Origin of the sequence: Brevundimonas sp. DS20, from assembly GCF_001310255.1 — a bacterium.
Classification (GTDB): domain Bacteria; phylum Pseudomonadota; class Alphaproteobacteria; order Caulobacterales; family Caulobacteraceae; genus Brevundimonas; species Brevundimonas aurantiaca.
In genome coordinates this window covers 339,166-360,887 of record NZ_CP012897.1, presented here as the reverse complement: position 1 = coordinate 360,887, position 21,722 = coordinate 339,166, and the positions used below count along the sequence as shown (strand labels likewise).

The following is a 21,722-nucleotide window of genomic DNA, read 5'->3' as shown; positions in this document are numbered from 1 at the left end:
CTGCTGATGCAAACGGCTGCTGGTCGCACAGCGAGGATAGCCCGCACGCACCCCACTGCTGGCTCACTAAGTTGGGCTAGGGCTTTCGGCGGCTCAGCGGCCGCTGGTCGGGAGATTTCCGACCGGGTTTCTGCTATGGGATTTCAGGAAGTGGGTATTGATCCAGATTGCTGGCTCTTCCCCTCTTCTGGTGACCATATGGTGACCAATCGTCGCTGAGATTTCCTAAGTTCTTAGAAAAATCAGCTTTATCAATAGGATAGAACGAGAGTTCGCGGCATCGAATATCCTCTACTGGGACATTGAGCTGGAGCCCTGAATCCCGTCGAGGCGCGGCGTCAGGCGAACCGACTCGGACGCCGGCGGTCGGGGGCGGCGGGCTCGGCGCAGGTCTTCCATGACACGGCATGGACCTTGTCGCGCCCCAGGACGGCGGCCATCGGTTCTGAGCCGAACAGGTCGGCTATGGCCGGATCACAGACGTCCAGCCCGCCGGTGAAGGCGCCGAAGGCCGGCAGGATCAGGCGCGATCCGTCGGTGATGAAACAGGGGCGGCGAACGCCGCGGCCATAGGCGACCACGCGGGCGGCGGGATGCAGGTGGCCGGCGACCTCGCCCTGGCGGTCGTCCGTCCCGGTGCGGGGCTCGGGCTCGTGGGTCAGGCGAAGCCCGCCCAGCCGCATCTCCGCCAGGACCACGCCGGGCAAACCGAGCGTGGAGGCGGTCAGGGCTTCACGGTCGTGATTGCCCTCCAGCCAGGTCCAGTCGCGCCCGGCCGCCAGCCGGTCCAGGCGGAGGCGGTCTTCCACCGCCATGCGTGGCACGGCTTTTCGGTCATGGAAGCTGTCGCCCAGCAGGATGACCCGGACCGGGTCCAGTTCGGCGATCTCGGCTTCCAGCCGGTCCAGGGTGGCGCGGCTGTCGTAGGGCGGCAGCATCTGGCCGCGTGCGGCGAAGGCCGAGCCCTTCTCCAGGTGCAGGTCCGCCGCGACCAGGGTGCGATGGGCGGGAAGCCACAAAGCCCCGGAACAGCGCAGCACGCAGGTCTCGCCCGCGATCTGGACCCGCAAGGACCCGCAGGGCTTGCGCGTGGGGGACAGGGTCTGGCGCAGGGCGGCGTTCATGCGGGCGCCTCGTCCATGACCTCGGCGATCAGCTGTTCGGCGCTTTCGTCCAGGATCATTTCGGCGGCGTCCCCGCCGACCCGCTCGCGCCCGATCTGGACCAGGACCGGCACGCAGAAGGGCGAGGGGCGCGTCAGCCGCTGATGACGGATGCGACCCTCGATCCGCGTCAGCATCTGGCCCAGGCGCGCCACGTCCAGCAGGCCCGAGGCGGCGTCGGCGCGGGCGGTCTTCAGCAGCAGATGGTCGGGCTGATGGCGGCGGAGCACGTCATAGATCAGGTCGGTGGAGAAGGTCACCTGCCGGCCGGTCTTTTCGGCGCCCGGCTGGCGGCGCTCGATCAAGCCCGAGATCAGGGCGCAATTGCGGAAGGACCGCTTCATCATGAAGCTCTCCTCCAGCCAGGCCTCCAGATCGTCGCCCAGCATGTCCGGCTGGAACAGGGCGTCCAGGTCGATCCGGGCCATCGGCTTGATGGACCAGACGGCCAGGGAATAGTCGGTGACGACGAAGCCCAGCGGCCCGACGCCCAGCCGGTCCAGCCGCCGGGTCAGCAGCATGCACAGGGTGGTGTGGGCCAGATTGCCCTCGAACGGATAGGCGACCAGGAAATGCCGGCTGCCGCGCGGAAAGGTCTCCACCAGCATGGATTCGGCGTCGGGGATGGCGGAGCGCTCGGCCTGGAGCGCCAGCCATTCCTGCACGTCCGGCGGCAGGACGCGCCAGTGGTCGGGGTCCTGAACCATCGTCCGCACCCGATCGGCCAGAGAGGTGGACAGGGGGAACTTCGACCCGCCCCAGGAGGGGATCTTGGGCTCCTTGTCGTTCGCGTGGGTGACCAGGGCGTCCGTTCCGACAATGCCCTGGAACGCCCAGACCTGACCGGCGAACAGAAAGGTGTCGCCGGGCGTCAGCTGTTCGAAATACCATTCCTCGGCCTCGCCCACCTTGCGGCCGGGGACCAGCTGACGCGAGGCCCCGCCGCGACGGCCGGCGACGCGCACGTTCAAGGTTCCGGCCGAGACGATGGCGCCGACGTTCATCCGGTGGCGCTGGGCGATATGTTGGTTGCGCACCTTCCAGCGGCCGTCCGGCGTCCTGACGATGCGGGCGAACCGGTCGTAGGTGCGCAGCGCATAGCCGCCGGTGGCGACGAAATCGACCACCTCTTCGAACTGTTCCCAGCTCAGGCCGCGATAGGGGCCGCAGCCGGTGATCTCGTCGTACAGGGCCTGCATGTCGAAGGCCTCGGAGCAGGCCACGCCCATCACATGCTGGGCCAGCGTATCCAACGTGCCGATATGGATCGGCTCCCAGTCGAAGGCGTTGTCGGCGACCGCCTCGCGCGCCGCCTGGCATTCCAGCATTTCGAACCGACTGGCGGGCACCAAGAGGGCGCGCGACGGTTCGTCCAGCCGGTGGTTGGCGCGGCCGATCCGTTGGACCAGACGGCTGGAGCCCTTGGGCGCCGCCATCTGGATGACCAGATCGACGTCGCCCCAGTCGATGCCGAGATCCAGCGTCGAGGTGCAGACCACGGCCCGCAGGTCGCCCCGCGCCATGGCCGCCTCGACCTTGCGTCTTTGTTCGGCGGCCAGGGAGCCGTGGTGCAGACCGATGGGCAGGCTTGCATCATTGATTTCCCACAGCTGCTGAAAGACGAACTCCGACTGCCAGCGGGTGTTGACGAAGATCAGGGCCAGGTTGGCGCGCTGGATGGCGGCATAGACCTCGGGGATGGCGTGCCGGCCGGTGTGCCCCGCCCAGGGCACATGGCCCTCGGAGATCAGCACGTCGATGACGGCGGGAGCGCCGGGATCGCCCTTGACCAGGCGCACCAAATCTCCCCCCGATGGGGGGAGGGGACCAGGCGAAGCCTGGTGACGGGGGCTTGCTTCGAACTCGGCGTCTAAGTCGGCCCCCTCCACCGCTTCGCGGTCCCCCTCCCCCAATGGGGGAGGATTGAAGCGCGGCGCCAGCCACCTTCGGATCAGGTCCGGGTCTTCGATCGTCGCGCTCAGACCCACCCGTCGCATCCCGGGGGCGAAGCTCTGCAATCGCCCCAGGCCCAGCGACAGCAGGTCCCCCCGCTTGCCGCTCCAGATGGCGTGGACCTCGTCCAGCACGACGCATCTCAGATCGGCGAAATAGGACCGGGCGCCTTCCCAGGCGCAGAACAGGGCCAACTGTTCCGGCGTGGTCAGCAGGATGTCGGGCGGGAAGTCGCGCTGACGCTGGCGTTTCGACTGTTTGGTGTCGCCCGTCCGCGTCTCGACATGGATGTTCAGCCCGATCTCGCGGATCGGCGTCATCAGATTGCGTTCGACGTCGGTGGTCAGGGCCTTGAGCGGCGACAGATAGAGGGTGTGGACGCCCGAGCCTGGTCCTGTCTGCGGCTTGGGTCCGCGTTCCGCCAGCTCGATCAGACTGGGAAGAAACCCCGCCAAGGTCTTGCCGCCGCCGGTGGGCGCGACCAGCAGGGCGTGCGCCCCCGCCTGGCCCGCCGCGACCATCTCCAGCTGATGCCGCCGGGGCGACCAGCCGCGCGACGCGAACCAGTCGGCGAACAGGGGCGGAAGCGTCGTCATCCGCTCCACGGCGACAGCAGACGGCAGCCGCTGTGTTCGAAATGGCGGGTGTTGCGCGTGACGAGGGTCAGATCATGGACTAAGGCGGTCGCCGCGATCAGTTCGTCGATCACGCCGGGCGTCAGACCCTGCCTCCGATGTGCGTCGCTGACGGCGCCCCATCGCCGCGCGACGTCGACATCGACGGGCAGGATCCGCTTTCGATAAACCGACAGGATCAAATCCCGCCGCTTCGAAAGCTCGGCCCGCTTGGGACTGTCAGGCAGGTTCAGAATGCCGCGATCCATCTCGCCCAGTAGAAGAACGCTTAGGAAAATTCCCTCTTGCCGGTCCGCAGTTTCGGCCTGCTGGTCGTGCCACGCCATGAAGCCGGGGTCGGGGCGAGGCTTGCCCAGTTCGCTGATGGCGTTGGTGTCGAGCAGAAACCTCAAAAATCAGCCTCGCGCGCCGGCCGGGGGTCGCGGGTAAGATCGACGTCGGACCAGTCCATGCCACGGAGAATCTCCAGCATGGTCGGTTTGCGCTTCTGCATTTCCTGGAACCGATTCAGGGGGATCACGACCAAAGGATCGTGGCCTTCGACCTCCAGCTTTTGAGGGCCGTCAGCCTCGACACGAGCGGCGAGCGCTTCCAGCCACGCATCGGGATCAATCGGCTTGTTCACGGCGATCTCCTCGTTTGGACGACATATAGAGGCAGAAGGCCGGCGAAACCAGATGTTCCCGTTCCGTTTCGCTGGTCGGCTCGCTATGCTGCGGCCGTGTCCGACGAATCCGTCATCGCCGAATCCCGCCTGAGCGGCGCCGAGCCCTGGCTGGACCTGCCGCCAGCGCTCGCCACCCCGCCCGGCGCGGGGGCGGTGTGCGACGACCAGGGGGCGCGGAAGATCGGGCGGGGGGCGGCCGAGGGGTTCTTCACCGGCGGGCCGGTGCTGGTGGCGCATGCGTCGCTGACGGCGCGGCGGCTGGGGCTGACGCCGCCGCCTCGGTCCGGCGACCTGATGGATGTGCTGGAGCTTTACGCCTTCGTGCGGCCCGCTCAGTTCTGCGCGCCCTCGCCGACCGGCCTGGCCCTGGTCCTGGGGCTGGCGGAGCCGAAGTCGCCCGAGGCGCAGGCGGCGGTGTTGCGTGAAGCGGCGGCCGTGCTGCTGCGTGAGCTGGCGGCGCCCGCCTATCCCGAACGTGAAGCCGCCTATGTTCTGGCCCTGACTCTGCAAAGGGCGGGCTGGGCCTGGGGCGAGCGGGTGGTTCAGGCCCTTGAGGCGGGCGGGGTGCGGGCGCGCCAGCATCGCGGCTCGGGCCTGGACGTCTGGAGCCGGCTGACGGAATGGGAGGACGAGGCGCCGCGCGGCGAGGCGGGCTCGGCGCCCGTCGACAGCGAGAGCGCCCGCATCCGGCTGGAGAAGCTGCTTCAGGCCTCGGGCCTGGACGAGACGCGGCCGACCCAGTCCGACTACGCCGCCGAGGCCGCCTTCGCCTTTTCGCCGAGGAATGAAGAGGGGCGGCCGCGGGTGCTGCTGGCCGAGGCGGGGACGGGGACAGGCAAGACCCTGGGCTATCTTGCGCCGGCCTCACTCTGGGCCGAGCGGAACCAGGGGGCGGCCTGGATCTCGACCTATACGCGGGCCCTGCAACGCCAGATCGACCGGGAAAGCCATGCTCTGTGGCCCGATCCGGAGGAGCGCCGCCGAAAGACGGTGATCCGCAAGGGGCGTGAGAACTATCTGTGCGTCCTCAATCTTCAGGACATGGTCCAGGCGGCCCAGTTGGGGAATGGCGACCTGATCGGCCTGGGCCTGGCCGGACGGTGGGCCCTGCACACGCGCGACGGGGACATGACCGGCGGCGACTTCCCCGGCTGGCTGTCGGGCCTGTTCGCCGTTCCGCCCGCCCATGCGGCGGGTGCGGCCAATCTGGTCGACCGGCGGGGCGAGTGCGTCCACGCCGCCTGTCCCCACTACCGCACCTGTTTCGTCGAAAAGACCATACGCGCCAGCCGTCGCGCCGACCTGGTCATCGCCAACCACGCCCTGGTCCTGACCCAGGCCGCCTTCGACGGGGCGCGCTCGGCTCGGGGCCAGCAGCAGGACGGAGAGACGGCGGCGCTGAAGCGGATCGTCTTCGACGAGGGCCACCATCTGTTCGACGCCGCCGACAGCGCCTTTTCCGCCTGTCTGTCGGGCCAGGAGGCCGCCGAGCTGCGCCGCTGGATTCGCGGACCCGAGGGGCGGGGGCGGCGCGGACGCGGTCTGGAACAGAGGCTGGGCGATCTGGTCGGGGACAATGAGGCGGCGCTGAAGGCGCTTCAGGACGCGATCCGCGCGGCCGCCGCCCTGCCGGGCGAGGGCGTGTCCGGCCGGGTGGCCCCCGCCTCGGGCGAGGTCAATCCGATCGGGCCGATCGAGGCCTTTTTAGCCGCCGCCCTGGATCAGCTGCGCGCCCGCACGGCCGAAACCCCTTATGGCGGGGCCGAGTTCGGCATGGAGTGCGCGCTCAAGCCCGTGACCGATCCCGTGGCGGAGACGGCGCGGGCGGCGGCCCAGGCCCTGGCGGCGGTCGAGGCCCCGCTTCTGGCCCTGGCCCGGCATCTGGAGGACGTCCTCGACGACGAGGCGGCCGAGCTGGACGGGTCGCAGCGGTCGCGGATCGAGGGGGCCTTGCGGGGCCTGGACCGGCGCGCCCGCATGACCCTGCCCGGCTGGCGGTCGATGCTGGCGGCGCTGGAGGACGGCGGGGATGAACCTGATCCCGACTTCGTGGACTGGCTGTCGGCCGAGACCGCTTTCGGCCGCATCCACGACGTGGCCCTGCGCCGCCACTGGATCGATCCCACCGTCCCGCTGGAGGCGGCGGTGATCGCACCCTCGCACGGGGTGCTGGTGACCTCGGCGACCCTGTCGGACCCCTTGCAGGACGATCCGTTCGACCTGGCGCGGCTCAGGACCGGCTCGGCCCGGCTGATCGAGCCGCCGCGCACCCTGAAGGTCGAAAGCCCGTTCGACTATGCCGCCAACAGCCGGGTCATCGTGGTCAACGACCTGGTCAAGGATGATCCGCGCCAGACGGCGGCGGCGATGCGTGAGCTGTTCCTGGCGGCCGGGGGCGGGGGCCTGGGCCTGTTCACCGCCATCCGACGTCTTAAGGCGGTCTATGAGCGGCTGGGGCCGGACCTCGCGAAAGCCGGAGTGCCGCTGTACGCCCAGCACGTCGATCCGCTGGAGGTGGGCGCCCTGGTCGACATGTTCCGGGTCGAGGAGAACGCCTGCCTGCTGGGCACGGACGCGGTGCGGGACGGGGTGGACGTGCCGGGCCGGTCGCTGCGAGTCCTGGCCTTCGACCGGGCGCCCTGGCCGCGCCCGGACCTGCTGCACAAGGCGCGACGCGAACGGCTGGGCGGCCAGTTCGGGCAGGGCAGGGGCTATGACGACGCCCTGGCCCGCGCCCGCATCGCCCAGGCCTTCGGGCGGCTGATCCGGCGCGGCGACGACAAGGGGGTCTTCCTGATGCTGGACGCCGCCACCCCGACCCGGCTGTTCGCCAGCCTGCCGCCTGGGATAGAGGTGCAGCGCATGGGTCTGGCCGACGCCGTCGCCCTGACCCGTGACTTTCTTCAGACGACGCCCCAGACCGAGACCGATTGAGATGTCGAAGACCACGCCCGCCACCGTCGCCCTCGCCAAGGCGGGCGTCGGTTTCGAACTGTTTCCCTATTCCTATGATCCCGATGCGCCGCGCGTGGGGCTTCAGGCGGCTGAAGCCCTGGAGCGGCCGCCGGAAGAAGTGTTCAAGACCCTGATGACCCTGGCGGACGGGGCGCCCGCCTGTGTCGTCATTCCCTCCGACGCCGAGGTCAGCATGAAGAAGCTGGCCGCCGCCCTCGGCGCCAAATCGGCCCAGATGATGAAGCCCGCCGACGCCGAACGGCTGACGGGCTACAAGGTCGGCGGGGTCAGTCCCTTCGGCCAGCGCAAGGCCGTTCCGACCCTGTTCGACGAGACGGCGGCGCTGTTCGACCAGATCCTGATCAACGGCGGCCAGAGGGGGCTGCTGCTGGGTCTGGCGCCGGACGAGGCGGTGCGGGCGGCGGCCGCGCGGCTGGTCGATCTGACGGCCTGACGCCTTATGCGGGCGGGGCCGGTTGGGGTATAGCGGCCTTAAACCGGAGTTTGCATGACCGAGCCCTCGACCCCGCGACACAGCCGCGCCGGCCTTTACGGCCCCTCCATCCTGGTGCTGATCGGCCTGGCCGCCTGGACGGGCTGGTGGTTCTATCTGACCCGTCGGATCGACGCGGGGCTGGAGGCCCAGGCGGCGAGCCTGCGCCAGCAGGGGTGGGAGGTCCGCTACGCCGACAAGCGGATCGTCGGCTGGCCGTTCCGCGCCCATGTGCGCCTGACCCACGTCACCGTGGCCGCGCCGTCGGGCCTGGCGCTGGCGGCGCCGGAGCTGGAGGCCGAGGCCAACGCCTATCAGCCGACCAAATGGGTGGTCGCGGCGCCGGAGGGGCTGGTCCTGACCCGCGCCGGCAAGGGCAAGGTGGCGGTCCACGGCGATGCGATCCGCATGAGCGCCGGCGGCATTGACCAGCGCTGGCCCAATCTGGCGCTGGAGCTGGTCAATCCGATCTTCACGGCCCTGCCCCAGGGCGAGCCCTTCCCCATCGCCCGGGCGGCGCGGATCGAATTCTACACGCGGCCGCATCTGGAAGGCTCGACCGTTGCGACCGACGACATCGACGTCATGTTCCGACTGGTCGACGGCCAGGGGCGACGCGATGGACCGGTCGAAGGCTTCGCTCAGGACGGGCAGCTGACGACCCAGCTGGAGGCCACGATCGGCCGGGCCAGTCTGTTGAAGGGGGCGGACGCCGCCGGGGTCTTTTCCGCCTGGACCAAGGGCGGCGGGACCTTCCGCAATCTGCGCGGCGATCTTCAGGCCGGCGAAAGCCGCGCCACCCTGAGCAGCGACGTTCTGAGGGCCGACGCCGACGGGCGGCTGACCGGCCAGGTGACGGTCCAGTCCCAAAAGCCGCTGCCGGCGCTTTCGGGCCTGCTGGAAAGCCGCAGCCGGCCCGGCGAACGTCTGGGCGCGGCCGGGGCCGCCGCAGCGGCGGGCGCCGCCCAGGCGGCCGGGGGCGAAGAGGTTCCGCTGACCCTGGTCTTCCGCGACGGCCGGACCTGGCTGGGGCCCTTCGCCCTGGCCCCTGCGCCCAAGCTGTTCTGATGGCGTTCCTGAACGAACCCCCGGCCGATGCGGCCCTGGACGCCCTGGACCGCGCGGTGGTCGAGGCGGTGCGGGCGCGCCTGGCCGCCGGCCCCAGGACGCGCCTGGACGCCTCGGCCCTGAGTCTGCGCGCGCTTCTGGCTGGGGCGCAGCCTGTCGATGCGAAGGTGCTGAAGGCCCTATGGGGGCGGATCGAGGCCGCCGTCGGGCCGGCCCTGATCACCAGCGGCGGCCTGGCCCAGGCGCTGGCGGCTGACCGGTACGGCCTGGGCGGGCGGCCTCTGCCGGCCGAAGAGGCGCTGAAGGCCGCCGAGGACGGGGCGCGGGCTCTGATCGACCTGTCGTCTGATCGTCCCTGGTGGGGTCGGCTGCTGGCCCGGCCGGAGCTGAAGATCGCCGGGGCCCTGCCGGACGACGCCCGCGCCCGTCCCCAAGCCTTTCTGGTGACGCGCGAGGGGTCCGGGCCGACCGGCGAGGATCGGACCTTCTGGGTCACCGACAGCGGCTGGTCCGACACTAAGATCGTGGAAGCCATGGGCGAGGCCGGGTTGATCGCCGATCCTTTGGCTGCGGCAGGCGGCTTGAAGCTGTTCGCCCTGGCAGGCTATGTGCAGGCCGAGGACGGGCGGCTGACGAACGCCCCCGGCCGCCTGACCGGCGTCATCGGCGCCGCCCCCATCTTCTGAGATCAAGGTTTTCCATGACCGACGCGCCCCAGGGCCCCCAGCCCAAGCCCGGCATCCTCGACATCGCCCCCTATGTCGGGGGCAAGTCGTCCATCGCCGGCGTCGCCGAACCGATGAAGCTTTCGTCCAACGAGAACATGCTGGGCGCCGGCGAAAAGGCGCGCGCGGCCTATGAGGCGGCGGTTCGCAACATCCACATCTATCCCGACGGGCGGGCGACCAAGCTGCGGACGGCCGTGGCCCAGACCCACGGGCTGGAGCCCGAGCGGCTGATCTTCGGCAACGGCTCGGACGAGGTCTTCGCCCTGCTGAACCAGACCTATCTGACTGCGGGCGACAACATCGTCTGCGGCCAGTACGGCTTTCTGGCCTATCGGATCAGCGCCATGGCCTGCGAGGCCCAGGTCAAGCTGGCGCCCGAGCCCAACTACAAGGCCGAGGTGGACGCGCTTCTGGCCCAGGTCGATGAGCGGACCAAGATCGTCTATGTCTCCAATCCGTCGAACCCGACCGGCAGCTACAACTCAGGCGAGGAGATCCGCCGCCTGCATGCGGCCCTGCCGGCTCACGTCATTCTGGTGATCGACGAGGCCTATGCCGAATATGTGACCGAGCCGGACTGGGAGACGGCCTTCCCCCTGGCCCGCGACGCCGACAACATCGTCGTCACCCGCACCTTCTCCAAGATTCACGGCCTGGGCGGTTTGCGGATCGGCTTCGGCTATGCGCCGCTAAAGGTGGCCGAGGCGATCGACCGCATCCGCCTGCCGTTCAACGTCTCGGTTCCGGGGCTTGAGGCGGCGACGGCGGCGCTGGGCGACGAGGCGCACCAACAGGCGTCGCGCGAGCTGATCTCGACCTGGAAGCCGCGCCTGACCCAGGCCCTGCGCGGCTTCGGCCTCGAGGTCCTGCCCAGCGCCGGAAACTTCGTGCTGGTCGTGTTCGACGGGGCCGAACGGGCCGCCGCCGCCAATGATTATCTGAACGCCAAGGGGATCATCGTGCGGCCGGTCGGCGGCTATGGCCTGCCCCAGGCCCTGCGCATCACCATCGGCACGGAAGATCAGAACCGCGCCGTGATCGACGCCTTGAGCGAGTTCGCGGCTCAATAGGCATGGGCTTGCGGTCGGCAGGAGTGTTGGTTGGAGGGATCGTGTTGAGCGTGTCCGCCTGCGCCACGCCCTTGCCGCCGCTGCCCACTGACCCGGCTCAGCGATGCGAAGCCCTGGGCGGCCTCGTGCTTGAGGGGCCGCCTATTCAGACATCCGACAGCAAGGTGGAGCGCGGTCAGTTCCTTGGGTGCAACCTAGACCCTCACACGAGCGAAAAGGATGTACGCCAAGCCAGGCGGGCTTGGCGAGAGCATCACAACTCGGGAGGCTGACGCGGATCAGCCGCCGAAGCGACGGGCGAAGAAGACGCCCGTGCGGATCGTGTCGTCTTCCTGGGACAGGGGGCTGTCGGCCACGTCGCCCAGGCGGCGTTCATAGTTGACCAGGGCGCCGGCGCCCCATTTGTCGTTCAGCGGGACCAGCAGGAAAAGGCTGGCGCCGGCGCCTTGCAGACCGCTGCCCGGCGAATAGGGGGCGATGCCGTTCCGGGCGGCCTCTTCGGCGCTGACGCCGTAATAGGCGTCGGCCAGTTTGGCGTCGCCGCCGCGCGCATAGACCGAGACGTTCATCAGGCCGATGGGCGTCACCCGCTGATGGCCGACCGAGGCGTAGTATTCCGTACCCTCGCTGACGTCCGACACGTCGCGGCTGACACGGCCGCCCACCACGATGTTTCCGGGAAGGCGCTGGAAGGCGTAGGCGGCCACGTCGGCGCCGAAGTCCGGCCGATCCAGGTCCAGGCCCTCGATGTCTTCCGGCGAAAAGCGAGGGCGCAATTGCAGCCCGGCGCGGAAGCTGTCGGTCTTGATCGCATTCCAGCCCAGGCCGTCGATGGCGTTCAGATAGACGACGTCGCGATAGTTGGCCGAGACCCAGGGCACGACCCGCGTCTCAGAGCCCGTGTCGCCGCCGCTGTCCTTGCTGTAGAGGGCGCCGACGCCCAGATCGACGGTCCAGCCGTCGGCTGCGGGGCGGATCTGCTCATAGGGCTGGGACTGGGCCAGGGCGGCGCCCGCAGTCAGGGCGGCGGCGGTGAAGGCAGCGGCGGTCAGGACCAGGCGGCGCAGGGACATGGGGGAGCTTCCTCATACGGGATCGGTCACCCCATACGTTCGAGCGCGGCCTTTGGCTCCAACAGGGCGGCGGAAGCCGTCTCGATGCGACTTTCCAGCAACGCCATCATCTGTCCGCGTTTCAGTCCGGCGGGGATGGGCTCCAGGAACTCGAACACCACCGTCCCCGGATAGCGGCGGAAGCCGTGGGCGGGCCAGTGGACGCCCGAGTTGGTGGCGACCGGCCAGCAGGGCCCCTCCAGATCGCGATAGATGGCCGCGACGCCGGGCTTGTAATCGCCGGGGACGCCGGGTGCGTTGCGCGTGCCTTCGGGGAAGATGACGATCTGACGGCCTTCGGCCAGGCGGTCTTTGGCCTGACGGGTCATGTCCTTGAGCGCCTTGGCGTGACCGGCGCGATCCACCGCGATCATCTTGGCGCGCCAGGCGAACCAGCCGAAGAAGGGCAGGGGCATCAGCTCCTTCTTCATGACGAAACAGGCGTCGGGCAGGACCGCCAGCAGGGCGACGATGTCCAGCATCCCCTGGTGTTTGGAGGCGATCAGGGCGGCGCCGGACGGGGCGTTCTCCAGCCCGCGCACCTCCACCTTGACGCCGGCGATCCAGCGCAGCCCGAACAGGGCGATCCGCGCCCACAGCTTGCAGACGCCCTGGACGTAGCGGTGCGGCGCCAGGAGGATGGGCGACAGGCCGATGGCGATGATCGGCATCGACAGATAGAGCCAGGCGGTGAAGAGCAGGGAACGCAGGGTGTTCACTTAGGCGGGGGCCTTTTCGGTCGGGGCGGAAGCTTCGGGCTCTGAGGCTGAGGCTGGGGCTGGGGCTGGGGCTGGGTTTGGGGCGTCTCGGCTGAGCCGTCGCACGGCCTCGCGCCCCAGGGCGGCGAGGTATTTCATATATTCCAGGGTCATCCGTCGGGCCGTGACCGTGGCCCGCCACCAGTGCCGATTGTCCAGCGACGGCGTGGAGACGGCGTAGGGGGTCAGTTCCACGCCCGGCGCCTGGCCGCGGATCTCCACCAGGGAGCGGGGCATGTGATAGTCGGAGGTGACGACGATCAGATGGTCATAGCCCTTGGCCCGCGCCCAGGCGGCGATCTCCTGGGCGTTGCCCACCGTGTCCTCGGCCTCGAAGCCCAGATCGACGCAGCAGTTGAACAGTCGGCTCGAGCCAGGGGTCAGTTCACGCAGTTCGCGACGGCGGACCTCGCGGTTCACGCCCGAAATCAGCACCCGTTCGCCCTTGCCCTGCTCCAACAGGCGGATGGCGGCGTTGACCCGTTCGGACGAGGGGCCGGTCAGGGCCACGATGGCGTCGGCGGGGGCGGGTTCGTCGGCGGGGGTCAGTTCGCGCACCCGATGGGCGAAGGCGAACAGGCCGACCAGCCAGATCAGGGCGACGATGCCGATGACGACGAGCAGTCTCATGCCTTCCCCCTGCCTGAGCCCAGCACCTGCATGGCGGCGAATCTGGCCGCGACAAGCGCCACCGTAGCCGCCAGCAGCGGACATGGCGAGAGCAACAGCAGATCCCCCCAGGTCACGGGCAGGGCCTGGGTCAGGCCGCCCGATCCGCCCAGGAACCGCACAAAGGCCAGAAGCAGGGCCGCCAGCACGGCGCCGACGGCGCCGGCGCCGGCCGCGATCAGGGCGAACCGCCGCTGGAACAGCCAGGCGATGCGCCCGTCGGTCGCCCCGTTCAGGCTCAGGGTCTCGATCACGCCTCGGCCGGCGGCCAGGCCGGCGCGGGTGGCGTAGGCGATGGCGGCGGCGGCGGCGAAGGCGATCGCCAGGAAGGCCGCGCCCGCCAGGACCGTGATCAGGGCGGCCGACCGTTCGACCTCGCCTCGCCACAGGCTGTGGTCGTCCACCGTGGCGTCCAGACCGGCCTCGGCCAGGGCGCGGCTCAGGGTCACGGCGCTGGCCGGGGCGTCGGGGTCCAGCCGGACCGTCACCAGATGCGGCAGGGGCAGGTCGGGCAGGACGGCGTCGCCCAGCCAGGGCCGCAGCAGATCCTCGGCCGCCTTGCGGTCAAGGGCGGCGGCCTCTTCGACGCCGTTGACGCCCGCCAGGGTTTCGGCGGCGCGGGCGGCGGCGGTGTCGCCGCTTTCGCCGACGCGGGGCCGCACCTGGACGGTCGCCTCCGCCCCCAGTTGACGCGCCCAGCCGTGGGCGGCCCGATCGGCGGCCGAGGCGGCGACGGCGGCCAGACAGGCCAGAAAACACAGGACGGCGATGACCGTCATCAGCCAGGGCTCGCCCGCAGCGGCGGGGGGCAGCAGGCCGGGTCGACGTCGGGGAAGGCTCCGGGCCAGGATCGACGGCGTCATGCGACCATCCTGCCGGCTTCGCTCAACCGGCCCTGGTCCAGCTTCAGCACCCTGGCCCCCGACCGTTCGGCCAGGGCCTGGTCATGGCTGGCGATCAGGACGGTAGCCCCCAGGCGGTTCAGCGACTGAAACAGGCGCAGCAGCTTGTCGGCCATGACGGCGTCCACGCTGCCGGTCGGTTCGTCCGCCACGATCAGGCCGGGACGGGTGATGACGGCGCGGGCGATGGCCAGCCTCTGTTTCTCGCCGCCGGACAGGGCGGGCGGACGGGCGTCCATCCGGCGGCCCAGCCCGACCCATTTCAGCATCTCTTCGACATCGGCGGCGTAGTCGGCCTCGCGCCCGCCCGCCAGCCGCAGCGGCAGGGCCGCATTGTCGAAGGCGGACAGATGGTCCAGCAGGCGGAAATCCTGAAACACCACCCCCATGCGGCGCCGAAAAGCGGGGATGTCGCGCCGGTCGATGTGTGAAACGTCGGTCCCGAACAGGCGGAGGCTTCCCTTGGTCGGCCGGTCGGCCAGGGTCAGAAGCCGCAGCAGCGACGACTTTCCGGCGCCGGACGGTCCGGTAAGGAAGTGGAAAGAGCCTCGCGTCAGAATGAGGTTAACGTCTCGCAGCACGTCGGGCGCGTCCGCATAGCCGAAACCCACGCCCGACAGGCGGGCGGTCTCGGCGACGGAGGCGGAATCGGCGGCGCTGGGGGGCGGGGACGGCATAGGGTTTGTTTTCAGGGACAGGGCGTGGACCGCGCCTTACGGGAGGGGGCGACAGCCTCGCAGTCAGCCACATGATACTGACCTGCCCCGCCTGCGCCACCAGCTATTTCATTCCCGACGACGCCTTGGGGGCGAACGGCCGCAAGGTCCGCTGCAAATCCTGCGGCGAGGTGTGGCGGGCGAGCCCCGATGAACCGCTGGAGCTGAGCGTCGCGCCCGAACCGCGCGTCATCTCTACGCCCGAGCCGGAAGCCGTCTCTGAGCCCGCCAGCCTGGCCGAAACCCCGGCGCCGGAACTGCCCAAGGCCTTCCGCGCCCGCGCCGAACATCAGCGACGCCTGCGTCGGGCCGCAACCCACGGCGTGGTCTGGGCCGGTCTGGCCAGCGTCTTCGTGGGCCTGATCGTTTCAGCCTTCCTGTTCCGGATCGAGGTGGTCGACGCCTTTCCCCGCGCTGCGGCCGCCTATGCCGCAGTCGGCGCCCCGGTGAACCCCGTCGGCCTCGACTTCGAGGCCATGAGCGCCAAGGAGGTTCCTTCGCGGCCCGGCATGGTCCTGGTCTCCGGGGCCCTGCGCAACGTCCGTGACACCGAGATCGTGGCCCCGCCGGTGCGGGTGGCCCTGCTGGACGAACACGGCGCCGAGATCGGCTTCAAACTGGTGACCATCGACGCCGCTCCGGTCCTGCCCGGCAAGGTGCAGGGCTTCGCCGTCCTGATCCCCGACCCCGGCGGACACGCCGCCGACATCGGCGTCAACTTCGTCACCGCCGAGACGCCGCACGCCCCGCCGGCCAAGGCGCACGGAGCGCCGAACGGCCACGCAGCGGCTTCCCACGGATCGCCCGAAAGCCATGGAGACGAAGGCCATGGGGCCGAGGCCCACGGCGAGGCCCATGCGCCGCCCGCCGCCGCCCACGCTCCCGCCGATCATTCCCCGGCCGCCGCCTCCGAGGGCCACGCGCCCGCCGACGCCCATGCGGAACTGGCGCCGGCCTCCAACGGCCTGCGCTCGGCGGTGGCACCGGGGATGGGCGAGCGTCAGCCTGCTCCGATCGAGGCTCGACCCCTCGCGACGGTGGACAGGGCTCATGGGGAGGCGGTATCCGCCTCTCATGGCTGATCCCTCCCCCACGCCGACCGTTCTCCTGGCCGAGGCCGACATCGCCCGTATCGTGGCGGACCTCGCCGCCCGCATCGCCCCCGTCACCGACGACGAGACGGTGGCGGCCGTGCTTCTGACCGGGGGGCTGTGGTTCGCCGCCGACCTGACTCGCGCCCTGTCCCGCATCGGCCGCAACCTTCGTTTCGACGCGCTTTGGCTCGCCTCCTATGGGGACGAGAAGACCAGCCGGGGCGCGATCGACGTCTATGCGCCGTTCCAGCGGCCGATCGCTGGGCGCAAGGTGCTGATCCTGGACGACGTCTTCGACACCGGCCTGTCCTTGGCCGAGGCGGCGCGGATCGCGCGCGAAGGCGGGGCGTCCGAAGTCCTGACCTGCGTCTTCGCCCGCAAGCCCTGGCCCGCCCCCCGCGCGCCCGAGCCGGACTTCGTCGGCTGGGAGGCGCCGAACCGGTTTCTGGTCGGCTACGGCCTGGACAACGCCGGCGGCCTGCGCGGCCTGCCGGACATCTGCGCGCTGGACTGACGATAAAAGCGGCCGGTTCGGCGTTGACTCTGAGACGCCCTTCCGTATATGTCGCCGCTCTTCGCCCCCGGGGGTCCTCCCGGAGGGCGTATTCTTTTTTGCGTTTGCGCTGAGGCTTCAACATGTACGCGGTGATCAAGACCGGCGGCAAGCAGTACCGGGTTCAACCGGGCGACACCATCGTCGTCGAAAAGCTCGACGGCGACGCCGGCGCTGAGCTGAAGTTCGACAGCGTCCTGATGCTGGGCGGCGACAACGGCGTGACCGTGGGCGCGCCCCTGGTCGACGGCGCCTTCGTCGGCGCCACCCTGATCGAGACCCGCAAGGGTGAGAAGGTCAAGATCTTCAAGAAGATCCGTCGCCAGGGCTATCGCCGCACCAACGGCCATCGTCAGATGGAATCGGTCCTGCGCATCACCGGCATCGAAGGCGCCGGCCAGTCCGCCAAGTGGGACGGCAAGGTGGAGCTGATCACCAAGGCCGAGATCAATCTGCGGGCCCGCGGTCTCGCGACCCGCGGCGCGACCTCGTCGCTGGGATCGACCGAAACGGTTGTGACCGAAGCCGACGGCGCCGACGTCAAGGCGGCCGTGGTCGAGAGCTCGGCTCCCGCCCAAGACTCCGGCAAGAAGGCTCCGGCCAAGAAGAAGGCCGCGCCCAAGGCTGAAGCCGCCGGCGACGAAGCCTAAGACATTCACCGGCGCCCCGGCGCCAGACCAATTAAGAGAGACGTCCTCAAGTAGGCCGACAGGCCGATAGGACACTCAGGAAAGACGGAGCGGCAAGATGGCTCACAAGAAATCCGGCGGTTCGTCGCGCAACGGTCGCGACTCTGAGTCGAAGCGCCTCGGCGTGAAGAAGTTCGGCGGCGAGCGCGTGCTGGCCGGCAACATCATCGTGCGTCAGCGCGGCACCACCTTCCACCCGGGTGAGAACATCGGCATGGGCCGCGACCACACCCTGTTCGCCCTGACGAACGGCGCGGTGAAGTTCACCACCAAACGCGGCGGCCGTTGTTACGTGTCGATCCTTGCGGCGAATGACGACGCCGCCCAGGCGCTCGCCGCCGAGTAACGCAGTCTGGAACATACCGGATCGCGTTGCTCACCGAAGCAGCCGATCCGGACCAGGGAACTATTCCGCGGGGAGTCTGGATCACCAGGCTCCCCGTTTGCGTTTCCCCGCCTCGAAGACCGCCCGAGCCCTCCAAGGAGGCGGTCCGAACGGAGGCGAACGCCATGTGCGTCATCGAAACCTCTCCCGTCGTGGAGACCCGGCGCCTGATCCTGCGCGCGCCCGCGCCGCAGGATGCGCCGCGCATCGCGGCCCTGGCCAATGATCTGGACATTGCGCGCATGACCAAGCGCATGCCGCACCCGTTCCGCATCGAGGATGCGGAAGACTTCGTCATTCAGGTCGCCTCCCAGGACCCGGCGCGGGCCAACACCTTCGTCATCGAGCATGAGGCGGAAGGGCCGATCGGGGTGATCGGCCTGTTCGAAGGCGAGGACCGGGTGCCCGAGACCGGCTATTGGATCGGCAGAGACTATTGGGGGCGCGGGTTTGCGACCGAGGCGCTGGACGGCGCCCTTGTCTGGGCCGGACGGCGGTGGAAGCGGCGCGCTCTGGTCGCCGGCCATTTCGCCGACAATCCGGCGTCGGGCCGGGTGCTGGAGAAGGCGGGCTTTCTCTATACGGGAGAGACCCGCCGCGCCTGGAGCCGCGCGCGGGGCGCCGAGGCGGACACGCGGATGATGGTCTGGCTGGCCTGAGCCGCGCCTCTCGATCAGCCTGCCAGGCCGGGGCCGTAGACCACGGCCGCTCCGACCAGGCCGGCCAGCAGCATGGCGGTCGCCCCGGCGATGAAGGCGGCCGCCGTTCGGGCGCGGCGACGGCGCGCGCCGCCCGCCCGATACTGGCGAACCAGGATCATCGGACCCCGGGTGAAGGCTTCGGACCCGATGATATTACGCTGGGACATCAAGACCCTCCCCTGATCTTCGGCGACAGGGGGGGATAAGTCGGGGCCGGTCGCGGCCAGAAGATGGCGATCCCCGTTACCGGAATCGCAACTTCGTGAGCTTCATCCGTACGAAGACGGTTCTGCGGCTCAGTCGCAGAAGACCAGTCGCCCGTCGTAGGTGCGGTAGTAGCCGCCGACCGGGTCATAGGAGCGATAGGAGGCGCGGCACCAGGCGACGCGATAGGGATCGCGCGCCGCGCCGTAGCCGTAACCCCGTCCATAGTCCTGGCCGTAGCCGACGCCGCCGCCGGGATAGATCAGGTCAGGGCGACCGTAGGCGCCGGGATAGACGCCGGGGCGGCCATGGCCGTAATCCGGCGCCCAGCGGCGATCGCTCCAGGCCCGATCGCGGACCGGCCGCTGGTCGCGCCAGGCGGCGCCGCAGTCGCTGCGGCCGGCGTCCCAATAGCGGTCGCAGCGATAGTCGCCCGGCCGATCCGCCTGGCCGTTGAAGTCGTAGCGGCGGTGGGCGTCGCGGCGCCAAGCCCGGTCCTCATGACCATAGCCGTACTCATAGGTCCGGTAGGAGCCGTAGCTGGAATAGGTCTGAGCCTGGGCCTGGGTCGGGGCGGCGACCGAAAGGCCGGCCGACGACAGGAGGAGGACGGCGAGGATCGGGGCGGGTCTCATGTCAGTCTCCCTGAACGGGGCCCGGCGGTTCGCCGGGCGGAGGATCGTGGGGACGCTACGGATCAGCTTACAGGGTGACGTTGACGACGCGGCCGCCGCGCGTGTCAACGCGCCGCATCAGGACCAGGGGCGGCTCGTCGCCCGTCCGCACCGGCACGATCAGGAACCAGCCGCCGTCGGGCAGGTCGCTGAAACGGAACCGGCCGTCGCGGCAGGGCTCGGATCGGACAAAGCCGGTGTAGTCGGCGCTGGCGTCGGGCACGGTGCGGGCCCGCACCACGGCGGCGGGGACGGCGGCCCGGTCGGTGGAGCCGTAGAGGGTGCGGAAACGGGCGCGGGTATAGGGGGTCTCGGGCGTCAGGCCGGCCGAGGCGACGCAGGCGTAGGACTTTCCGTCTTGGGCGTAGGCGACGCGGCCCTCTATGGCGGCCTGGCCGGTGCGCTGGGACCAGGCGAAGTCGGCCGCGTTGAAGGCGGCGGGGCCGCCGGTCGGGGCGCCGGCGGGGAAGGTCGTGGGGGCGCAGGCCGAAAGGGCGGCGGCCGCGACGGCGGCCAGGGCGAGGGGGCGGATCGACATGGGGGCTTCCTTCCGAGTATCCGGCCCCAGGGGAAGGGCCGGGATGCGACGGTCCATTATCGCACGACCCACAACGCCCTCGCCACGGTCAAGGTTGCACCCTCTGGACCCGGAACCGACAAAGCGCGAAAGAGGCGGCGGAAATGCTCGGGCGCAGCGCCCGGCAGGCAGTACTGGAGCCCGCCTATATGACCGTCACCTTCGCCGATATCGAGGCGGCCCAGGGCCGGATCGCCGGTCAGGTGGACCGCACCCCCGCCCGCTATTCCCGCAAGCTGTCGCAGCTGACGGGGGCCGAGGTCTGGGTCAAGTTCGACAATCTGCACTTCACCGGCAGCTTCAAGGAGCGCGGCGCGCTGAACCGGCTGCTGATGCTGACCCCCGAGGAGCGCAAGCGCGGCGTGGTCGCGGCCAGCGCCGGCAACCACGCCCAGGCCCTGGCCTATCACGGCGGACGGCTGGGGGTGCCGGTCACCATTGTGATGCCGGAGGGCACGCCCTTCGCCAAGATCAACGGCACCCGCTCCCACGGGGCCACAGTGGTGATCGAGGGGCTGGACTTCACCGGATCGACCGAGGCGGCCAAGCGGCTGGAGGCGGAGAAGGGATACGTCTTCGTCTCGGCCTTCGACGACGAGGGGATCGTGGCGGGCCAGGGGGTCTGCGCCATCGAGTTCCTGGAGGATGCGCCGGATCTGGAGGCCCTGGTCATTCCGATCGGCGGGGGCGGCCTGATCGCCGGCTGCGCCATCGCCGCCAAGGCGATGAAGCCGGACATCAAGGTCTTCGGGGTCGAGGCGGCGCGCTATCCCTCCTTCACCGCCAAACGGGCCGGAAAGCCCCCGGTCTGCACCGGCCAGACCATAGCCGAGGGCATCGCCATCAAGGCGGTCGGCGACATCCCCTTCGCCCTGGCCAATCCGCTGGTCGACGAGGTCTTCGTCTGCGAGGAGGCGGACTTCGAACGGGCCGTCTCCTATTACGTCACCTATGAGAAGACGGTGTCGGAGGGGGCGGGCGCCGGCGGTCTGGCGGCGCTTCTGGCCTATCCTGATCGGTTCAAGGGGATGAAGGTCGGGCTGGAGCTGTGCGGCGGCAATATCGATCCGCGGATGCTGGCGGTGGTGCTGAACCGCGAGATGGTCCGTGAGCGGAGGTTGATCGTCTATCGCATCCTGGGCGACGACCGGCCGGGCATGTTGTCGGCCATGGCGGCGGTGATCGGCGGCTTGGGCGGAAACATCATCGACGTGGTCCACAACCGCCTGGCCCTGGACGTGCCGGCCAAGGGCGCCGAGTTCGACATCATGGTCGAAACGCGCGATAGCACCCACGCCGACGAGATCGGCGAGGCCTTGAAGGAACGCGGCTATGAACTTCGGATGGGGTAGGGCGGCGCTGCTGGCGGCCGTGTTGCTGGCGGGCTGCGGCCGATCCGAGCCGGTCGATCCGAACGCGGGCAAGGCCGAGGCCGTCGCCTTTCTGGAGAAGAACGCCAAGGAAGAGGGCGTCGTCACCCTGCCCAGCGGGCTTCAGTACAAGGTCGTCCAGTCGGGCCCGGCCGGCGGCGTCAGTCCGGACCGCAACGACCTGGTCAAGGTCGATTACGAGGGCAAGCTGATCGACGACACCGTCTTCGACAGCTCCTTCGCGCGCGGGGCGCCGGCCATCTTCACCCCCGAGGAGGTGGTCAAGGGCTGGACCGAGGCCTTGCAGAAGATGCACGTCGGCGACGAATGGATCCTCTATGTGCCGCCCGAGCTGGGCTATGGCGAACGCGCCAGCCCCAAGATCCCGGCCAATTCGGTCCTGATCTTCCGGCTGAAGCTGCTGGACGTGGCCAAGGCGCCGGGCGGCGGATCGGGCGTCGGGACCGCGATGGGGTGAGGCCCGCACGATCCGTCTTCTCCCCACGTCGTGGGGAGGAGACGAAAAGTGCACTGCGAATTTTTTGAGTGCACTTTCGTGCAGATTTTTGCGATCGGCTCGCAGCGT

General features: G+C 69.7%; 24 protein-coding genes. 12 read left to right on the top strand and 12 right to left on the bottom strand.

All coding sequences use genetic code 11. From position 1 onward, the window contains the following. Nucleotides 1-338: 338 nt before the first annotated feature. Genes pdeM through JL11_RS01750 form a run of 4 tightly spaced genes read right to left on the bottom strand, consistent with a single transcriptional unit; the run spans nt 339 to nt 4,376 of the window. The gene (pdeM, locus tag JL11_RS01765; protein ID WP_054764172.1) at nt 339-1,124 is read right to left on the bottom strand and encodes a ligase-associated DNA damage response endonuclease PdeM; all 786 of its coding nucleotides are present in this window, start codon (nt 1,122-1,124) and stop codon (nt 339-341) included. Beyond that, nucleotides 1,121-3,712, bottom strand: coding sequence for a ligase-associated DNA damage response DEXH box helicase (locus tag JL11_RS01760; RefSeq protein WP_054764171.1), 2,592 nt, complete (start codon nt 3,710-3,712; stop codon nt 1,121-1,123). Before JL11_RS01760 ends, pdeM begins: the two co-directional genes overlap by 4 nt. Then, on the bottom strand, nt 3,709-4,143 hold the full coding sequence (locus JL11_RS01755) for a type II toxin-antitoxin system VapC family toxin (protein ID WP_054764170.1): 435 nt from the start codon (nt 4,141-4,143) through the stop codon (nt 3,709-3,711). The genes JL11_RS01760 and JL11_RS01755 overlap by 4 nt, the downstream gene beginning before the upstream one ends. Continuing rightward, nucleotides 4,140-4,376: a hypothetical protein gene (locus tag JL11_RS01750; protein ID WP_054764169.1), complete on the bottom strand. Its 237-nt coding sequence runs from the start codon at nt 4,374-4,376 to the stop codon at nt 4,140-4,142. Before JL11_RS01750 ends, JL11_RS01755 begins: the two co-directional genes overlap by 4 nt. A 96-nt stretch (nt 4,377-4,472) precedes the next feature. On the opposite strand from JL11_RS01750, the gene JL11_RS01745 reads away from it, so the two are divergent. From JL11_RS01745 to hisC, 5 genes are read left to right on the top strand one after another with little or no spacing between them, the layout of a single operon-like run. Next, nucleotides 4,473-7,352, top strand: a complete 2,880-nt coding sequence (locus tag JL11_RS01745) for an ATP-dependent DNA helicase (RefSeq protein WP_054764168.1) — start codon at nt 4,473-4,475, stop codon at nt 7,350-7,352. Between the two features lies 1 nt (nt 7,353). Further along, complete coding sequence (gene ybaK, locus JL11_RS01740) at nt 7,354-7,827, top strand: Cys-tRNA(Pro) deacylase (protein ID WP_054764167.1); 474 nt, start codon at nt 7,354-7,356, stop codon at nt 7,825-7,827. A 54-nt stretch (nt 7,828-7,881) separates the two neighbouring features. Then, nucleotides 7,882-8,934, top strand: a complete 1,053-nt coding sequence (locus tag JL11_RS01735; RefSeq protein ID WP_054764166.1) for a DUF2125 domain-containing protein — start codon at nt 7,882-7,884, stop codon at nt 8,932-8,934. Further along, the gene (locus tag JL11_RS01730) at nt 8,934-9,620 is read left to right on the top strand and encodes a hypothetical protein (protein ID WP_054764165.1); all 687 of its coding nucleotides are present in this window, start codon (nt 8,934-8,936) and stop codon (nt 9,618-9,620) included. The genes JL11_RS01735 and JL11_RS01730 overlap by 1 nt, the downstream gene beginning before the upstream one ends. 14 nt (nt 9,621-9,634) lie before the next feature. After that, on the top strand, nt 9,635-10,732 hold the full coding sequence (gene hisC, locus JL11_RS01725; protein WP_054764164.1) for a histidinol-phosphate transaminase: 1,098 nt from the start codon (nt 9,635-9,637) through the stop codon (nt 10,730-10,732). A gap of 278 nt (nt 10,733-11,010) precedes the next feature. Here hisC and JL11_RS01720 read toward each other — a convergent pair whose 3' ends face one another. The 5 genes from JL11_RS01720 to JL11_RS01700 are packed head-to-tail and all read right to left on the bottom strand — an operon-like array spanning nt 11,011 to nt 14,850. Next, complete coding sequence (locus JL11_RS01720; protein ID WP_054764163.1) at nt 11,011-11,805, bottom strand: MipA/OmpV family protein; 795 nt, start codon at nt 11,803-11,805, stop codon at nt 11,011-11,013. A gap of 26 nt (nt 11,806-11,831) precedes the next feature. After that, nucleotides 11,832-12,563: a lysophospholipid acyltransferase family protein gene (locus JL11_RS01715; RefSeq protein WP_054764162.1), complete on the bottom strand. Its 732-nt coding sequence runs from the start codon at nt 12,561-12,563 to the stop codon at nt 11,832-11,834. Next, nucleotides 12,564-13,232 carry a YdcF family protein gene (locus JL11_RS01710; protein WP_054764161.1) on the bottom strand — a complete coding sequence of 223 codons (669 nt, stop codon included), beginning with the start codon at nt 13,230-13,232 and terminating at the stop codon, nt 12,564-12,566. It lies immediately after the preceding gene. Beyond that, entirely contained in the window at nt 13,229-14,134 is a 906-nt protein-coding gene (locus tag JL11_RS01705) for a cell division protein FtsX (RefSeq protein WP_054764160.1), read from the bottom strand. The genes JL11_RS01710 and JL11_RS01705 overlap by 4 nt, the downstream gene beginning before the upstream one ends. Beyond that, nucleotides 14,131-14,850 (bottom strand): cell division ATP-binding protein FtsE, encoded by a 720-nt coding sequence (locus tag JL11_RS01700; protein WP_054764159.1) that lies wholly within the window; start codon nt 14,848-14,850, stop codon nt 14,131-14,133. Before JL11_RS01700 ends, JL11_RS01705 begins: the two co-directional genes overlap by 4 nt. Before the next feature lie 71 nt (nt 14,851-14,921). On the opposite strand from JL11_RS01700, the gene JL11_RS01695 reads away from it, so the two are divergent. The 5 genes from JL11_RS01695 (at nt 14,922) to JL11_RS01675 (ending at nt 18,269) form a co-directional block, all read left to right on the top strand. After that, nucleotides 14,922-15,971 (top strand): MJ0042-type zinc finger domain-containing protein, encoded by a 1,050-nt coding sequence (locus tag JL11_RS01695; protein WP_054764158.1) that lies wholly within the window; start codon nt 14,922-14,924, stop codon nt 15,969-15,971. Next, on the top strand, nt 15,964-16,497 hold the full coding sequence (locus tag JL11_RS01690) for a phosphoribosyltransferase (protein WP_054764157.1): 534 nt from the start codon (nt 15,964-15,966) through the stop codon (nt 16,495-16,497). Before JL11_RS01695 ends, JL11_RS01690 begins: the two co-directional genes overlap by 8 nt. 122 nt (nt 16,498-16,619) lie before the next feature. Beyond that, nucleotides 16,620-17,186: a 50S ribosomal protein L21 gene (gene rplU, locus JL11_RS01685; RefSeq protein ID WP_054764156.1), complete on the top strand. Its 567-nt coding sequence runs from the start codon at nt 16,620-16,622 to the stop codon at nt 17,184-17,186. A gap of 97 nt (nt 17,187-17,283) precedes the next feature. Continuing rightward, the gene (rpmA, locus tag JL11_RS01680) at nt 17,284-17,571 is read left to right on the top strand and encodes a 50S ribosomal protein L27 (protein WP_054764155.1); all 288 of its coding nucleotides are present in this window, start codon (nt 17,284-17,286) and stop codon (nt 17,569-17,571) included. 164 nt (nt 17,572-17,735) lie between these two features. Further along, entirely contained in the window at nt 17,736-18,269 is a 534-nt protein-coding gene (locus tag JL11_RS01675; RefSeq protein WP_054764154.1) for a GNAT family N-acetyltransferase, read from the top strand. 14 nt (nt 18,270-18,283) lie between these two features. Here the strand turns inward: JL11_RS01675 and JL11_RS01670 are convergent, their stop codons facing one another. The 3 genes from JL11_RS01670 to JL11_RS01660 all read right to left on the bottom strand — a co-directional run bounded on the left by JL11_RS01670 (nt 18,284) and on the right by JL11_RS01660 (nt 19,727). Further along, nucleotides 18,284-18,478 (bottom strand): hypothetical protein, encoded by a 195-nt coding sequence (locus tag JL11_RS01670; RefSeq protein ID WP_054764153.1) that lies wholly within the window; start codon nt 18,476-18,478, stop codon nt 18,284-18,286. 129 nt (nt 18,479-18,607) lie between these two features. After that, nucleotides 18,608-19,150: a BA14K family protein gene (locus tag JL11_RS01665; protein ID WP_054764152.1), complete on the bottom strand. Its 543-nt coding sequence runs from the start codon at nt 19,148-19,150 to the stop codon at nt 18,608-18,610. 67 nt (nt 19,151-19,217) lie between these two features. Next, nucleotides 19,218-19,727 carry a hypothetical protein gene (locus tag JL11_RS01660; RefSeq protein ID WP_054764151.1) on the bottom strand — a complete coding sequence of 170 codons (510 nt, stop codon included), beginning with the start codon at nt 19,725-19,727 and terminating at the stop codon, nt 19,218-19,220. A 188-nt stretch (nt 19,728-19,915) separates the two neighbouring features. On the opposite strand from JL11_RS01660, the gene JL11_RS01655 reads away from it, so the two are divergent. Both JL11_RS01655 and JL11_RS01650 read left to right on the top strand, forming a co-directional pair. Then, nucleotides 19,916-21,118, top strand: coding sequence for a threonine ammonia-lyase (locus JL11_RS01655; RefSeq protein WP_054766757.1), 1,203 nt, complete (start codon nt 19,916-19,918; stop codon nt 21,116-21,118). Next, the gene (locus tag JL11_RS01650; RefSeq protein WP_054764150.1) at nt 21,099-21,614 is read left to right on the top strand and encodes an FKBP-type peptidyl-prolyl cis-trans isomerase; all 516 of its coding nucleotides are present in this window, start codon (nt 21,099-21,101) and stop codon (nt 21,612-21,614) included. The genes JL11_RS01655 and JL11_RS01650 overlap by 20 nt, the downstream gene beginning before the upstream one ends. Nucleotides 21,615-21,722 lie beyond the last annotated feature (108 nt).

Coding starts and splice junctions, on each gene's coding strand:
- rpmA (WP_054764155.1), top strand. CDS start 17,284: ATGGCTCACAAGAAATCCGGCGGTTCGTCGCGCAACGGTCGCGACTCT.
- JL11_RS01675 (WP_054764154.1), top strand. CDS start 17,736: ATGTGCGTCATCGAAACCTCTCCCGTCGTGGAGACCCGGCGCCTGATC.
- JL11_RS01710 (WP_054764161.1), bottom strand. CDS start 13,232: ATGAGACTGCTCGTCGTCATCGGCATCGTCGCCCTGATCTGGCTGGTC.
- JL11_RS01670 (WP_054764153.1), bottom strand. CDS start 18,478: ATGTCCCAGCGTAATATCATCGGGTCCGAAGCCTTCACCCGGGGTCCG.
- hisC (WP_054764164.1), top strand. CDS start 9,635: ATGACCGACGCGCCCCAGGGCCCCCAGCCCAAGCCCGGCATCCTCGAC.
- pdeM (WP_054764172.1), bottom strand. CDS start 1,124: ATGAACGCCGCCCTGCGCCAGACCCTGTCCCCCACGCGCAAGCCCTGC.
- JL11_RS01760 (WP_054764171.1), bottom strand. CDS start 3,712: ATGACGACGCTTCCGCCCCTGTTCGCCGACTGGTTCGCGTCGCGCGGC.
- JL11_RS01720 (WP_054764163.1), bottom strand. CDS start 11,805: ATGTCCCTGCGCCGCCTGGTCCTGACCGCCGCTGCCTTCACCGCCGCC.
- JL11_RS01730 (WP_054764165.1), top strand. CDS start 8,934: ATGGCGTTCCTGAACGAACCCCCGGCCGATGCGGCCCTGGACGCCCTG.
- JL11_RS01735 (WP_054764166.1), top strand. CDS start 7,882: ATGACCGAGCCCTCGACCCCGCGACACAGCCGCGCCGGCCTTTACGGC.
- JL11_RS01650 (WP_054764150.1), top strand. CDS start 21,099: ATGAACTTCGGATGGGGTAGGGCGGCGCTGCTGGCGGCCGTGTTGCTG.
- rplU (WP_054764156.1), top strand. CDS start 16,620: ATGTACGCGGTGATCAAGACCGGCGGCAAGCAGTACCGGGTTCAACCG.
- ybaK (WP_054764167.1), top strand. CDS start 7,354: ATGTCGAAGACCACGCCCGCCACCGTCGCCCTCGCCAAGGCGGGCGTC.
- JL11_RS01705 (WP_054764160.1), bottom strand. CDS start 14,134: ATGACGCCGTCGATCCTGGCCCGGAGCCTTCCCCGACGTCGACCCGGC.
- JL11_RS01655 (WP_054766757.1), top strand. CDS start 19,916: ATGACCGTCACCTTCGCCGATATCGAGGCGGCCCAGGGCCGGATCGCC.
- JL11_RS01660 (WP_054764151.1), bottom strand. CDS start 19,727: ATGTCGATCCGCCCCCTCGCCCTGGCCGCCGTCGCGGCCGCCGCCCTT.
- JL11_RS01695 (WP_054764158.1), top strand. CDS start 14,922: ATGATACTGACCTGCCCCGCCTGCGCCACCAGCTATTTCATTCCCGAC.
- JL11_RS01690 (WP_054764157.1), top strand. CDS start 15,964: ATGGCTGATCCCTCCCCCACGCCGACCGTTCTCCTGGCCGAGGCCGAC.
- JL11_RS01700 (WP_054764159.1), bottom strand. CDS start 14,850: ATGCCGTCCCCGCCCCCCAGCGCCGCCGATTCCGCCTCCGTCGCCGAG.
- JL11_RS01665 (WP_054764152.1), bottom strand. CDS start 19,150: ATGAGACCCGCCCCGATCCTCGCCGTCCTCCTCCTGTCGTCGGCCGGC.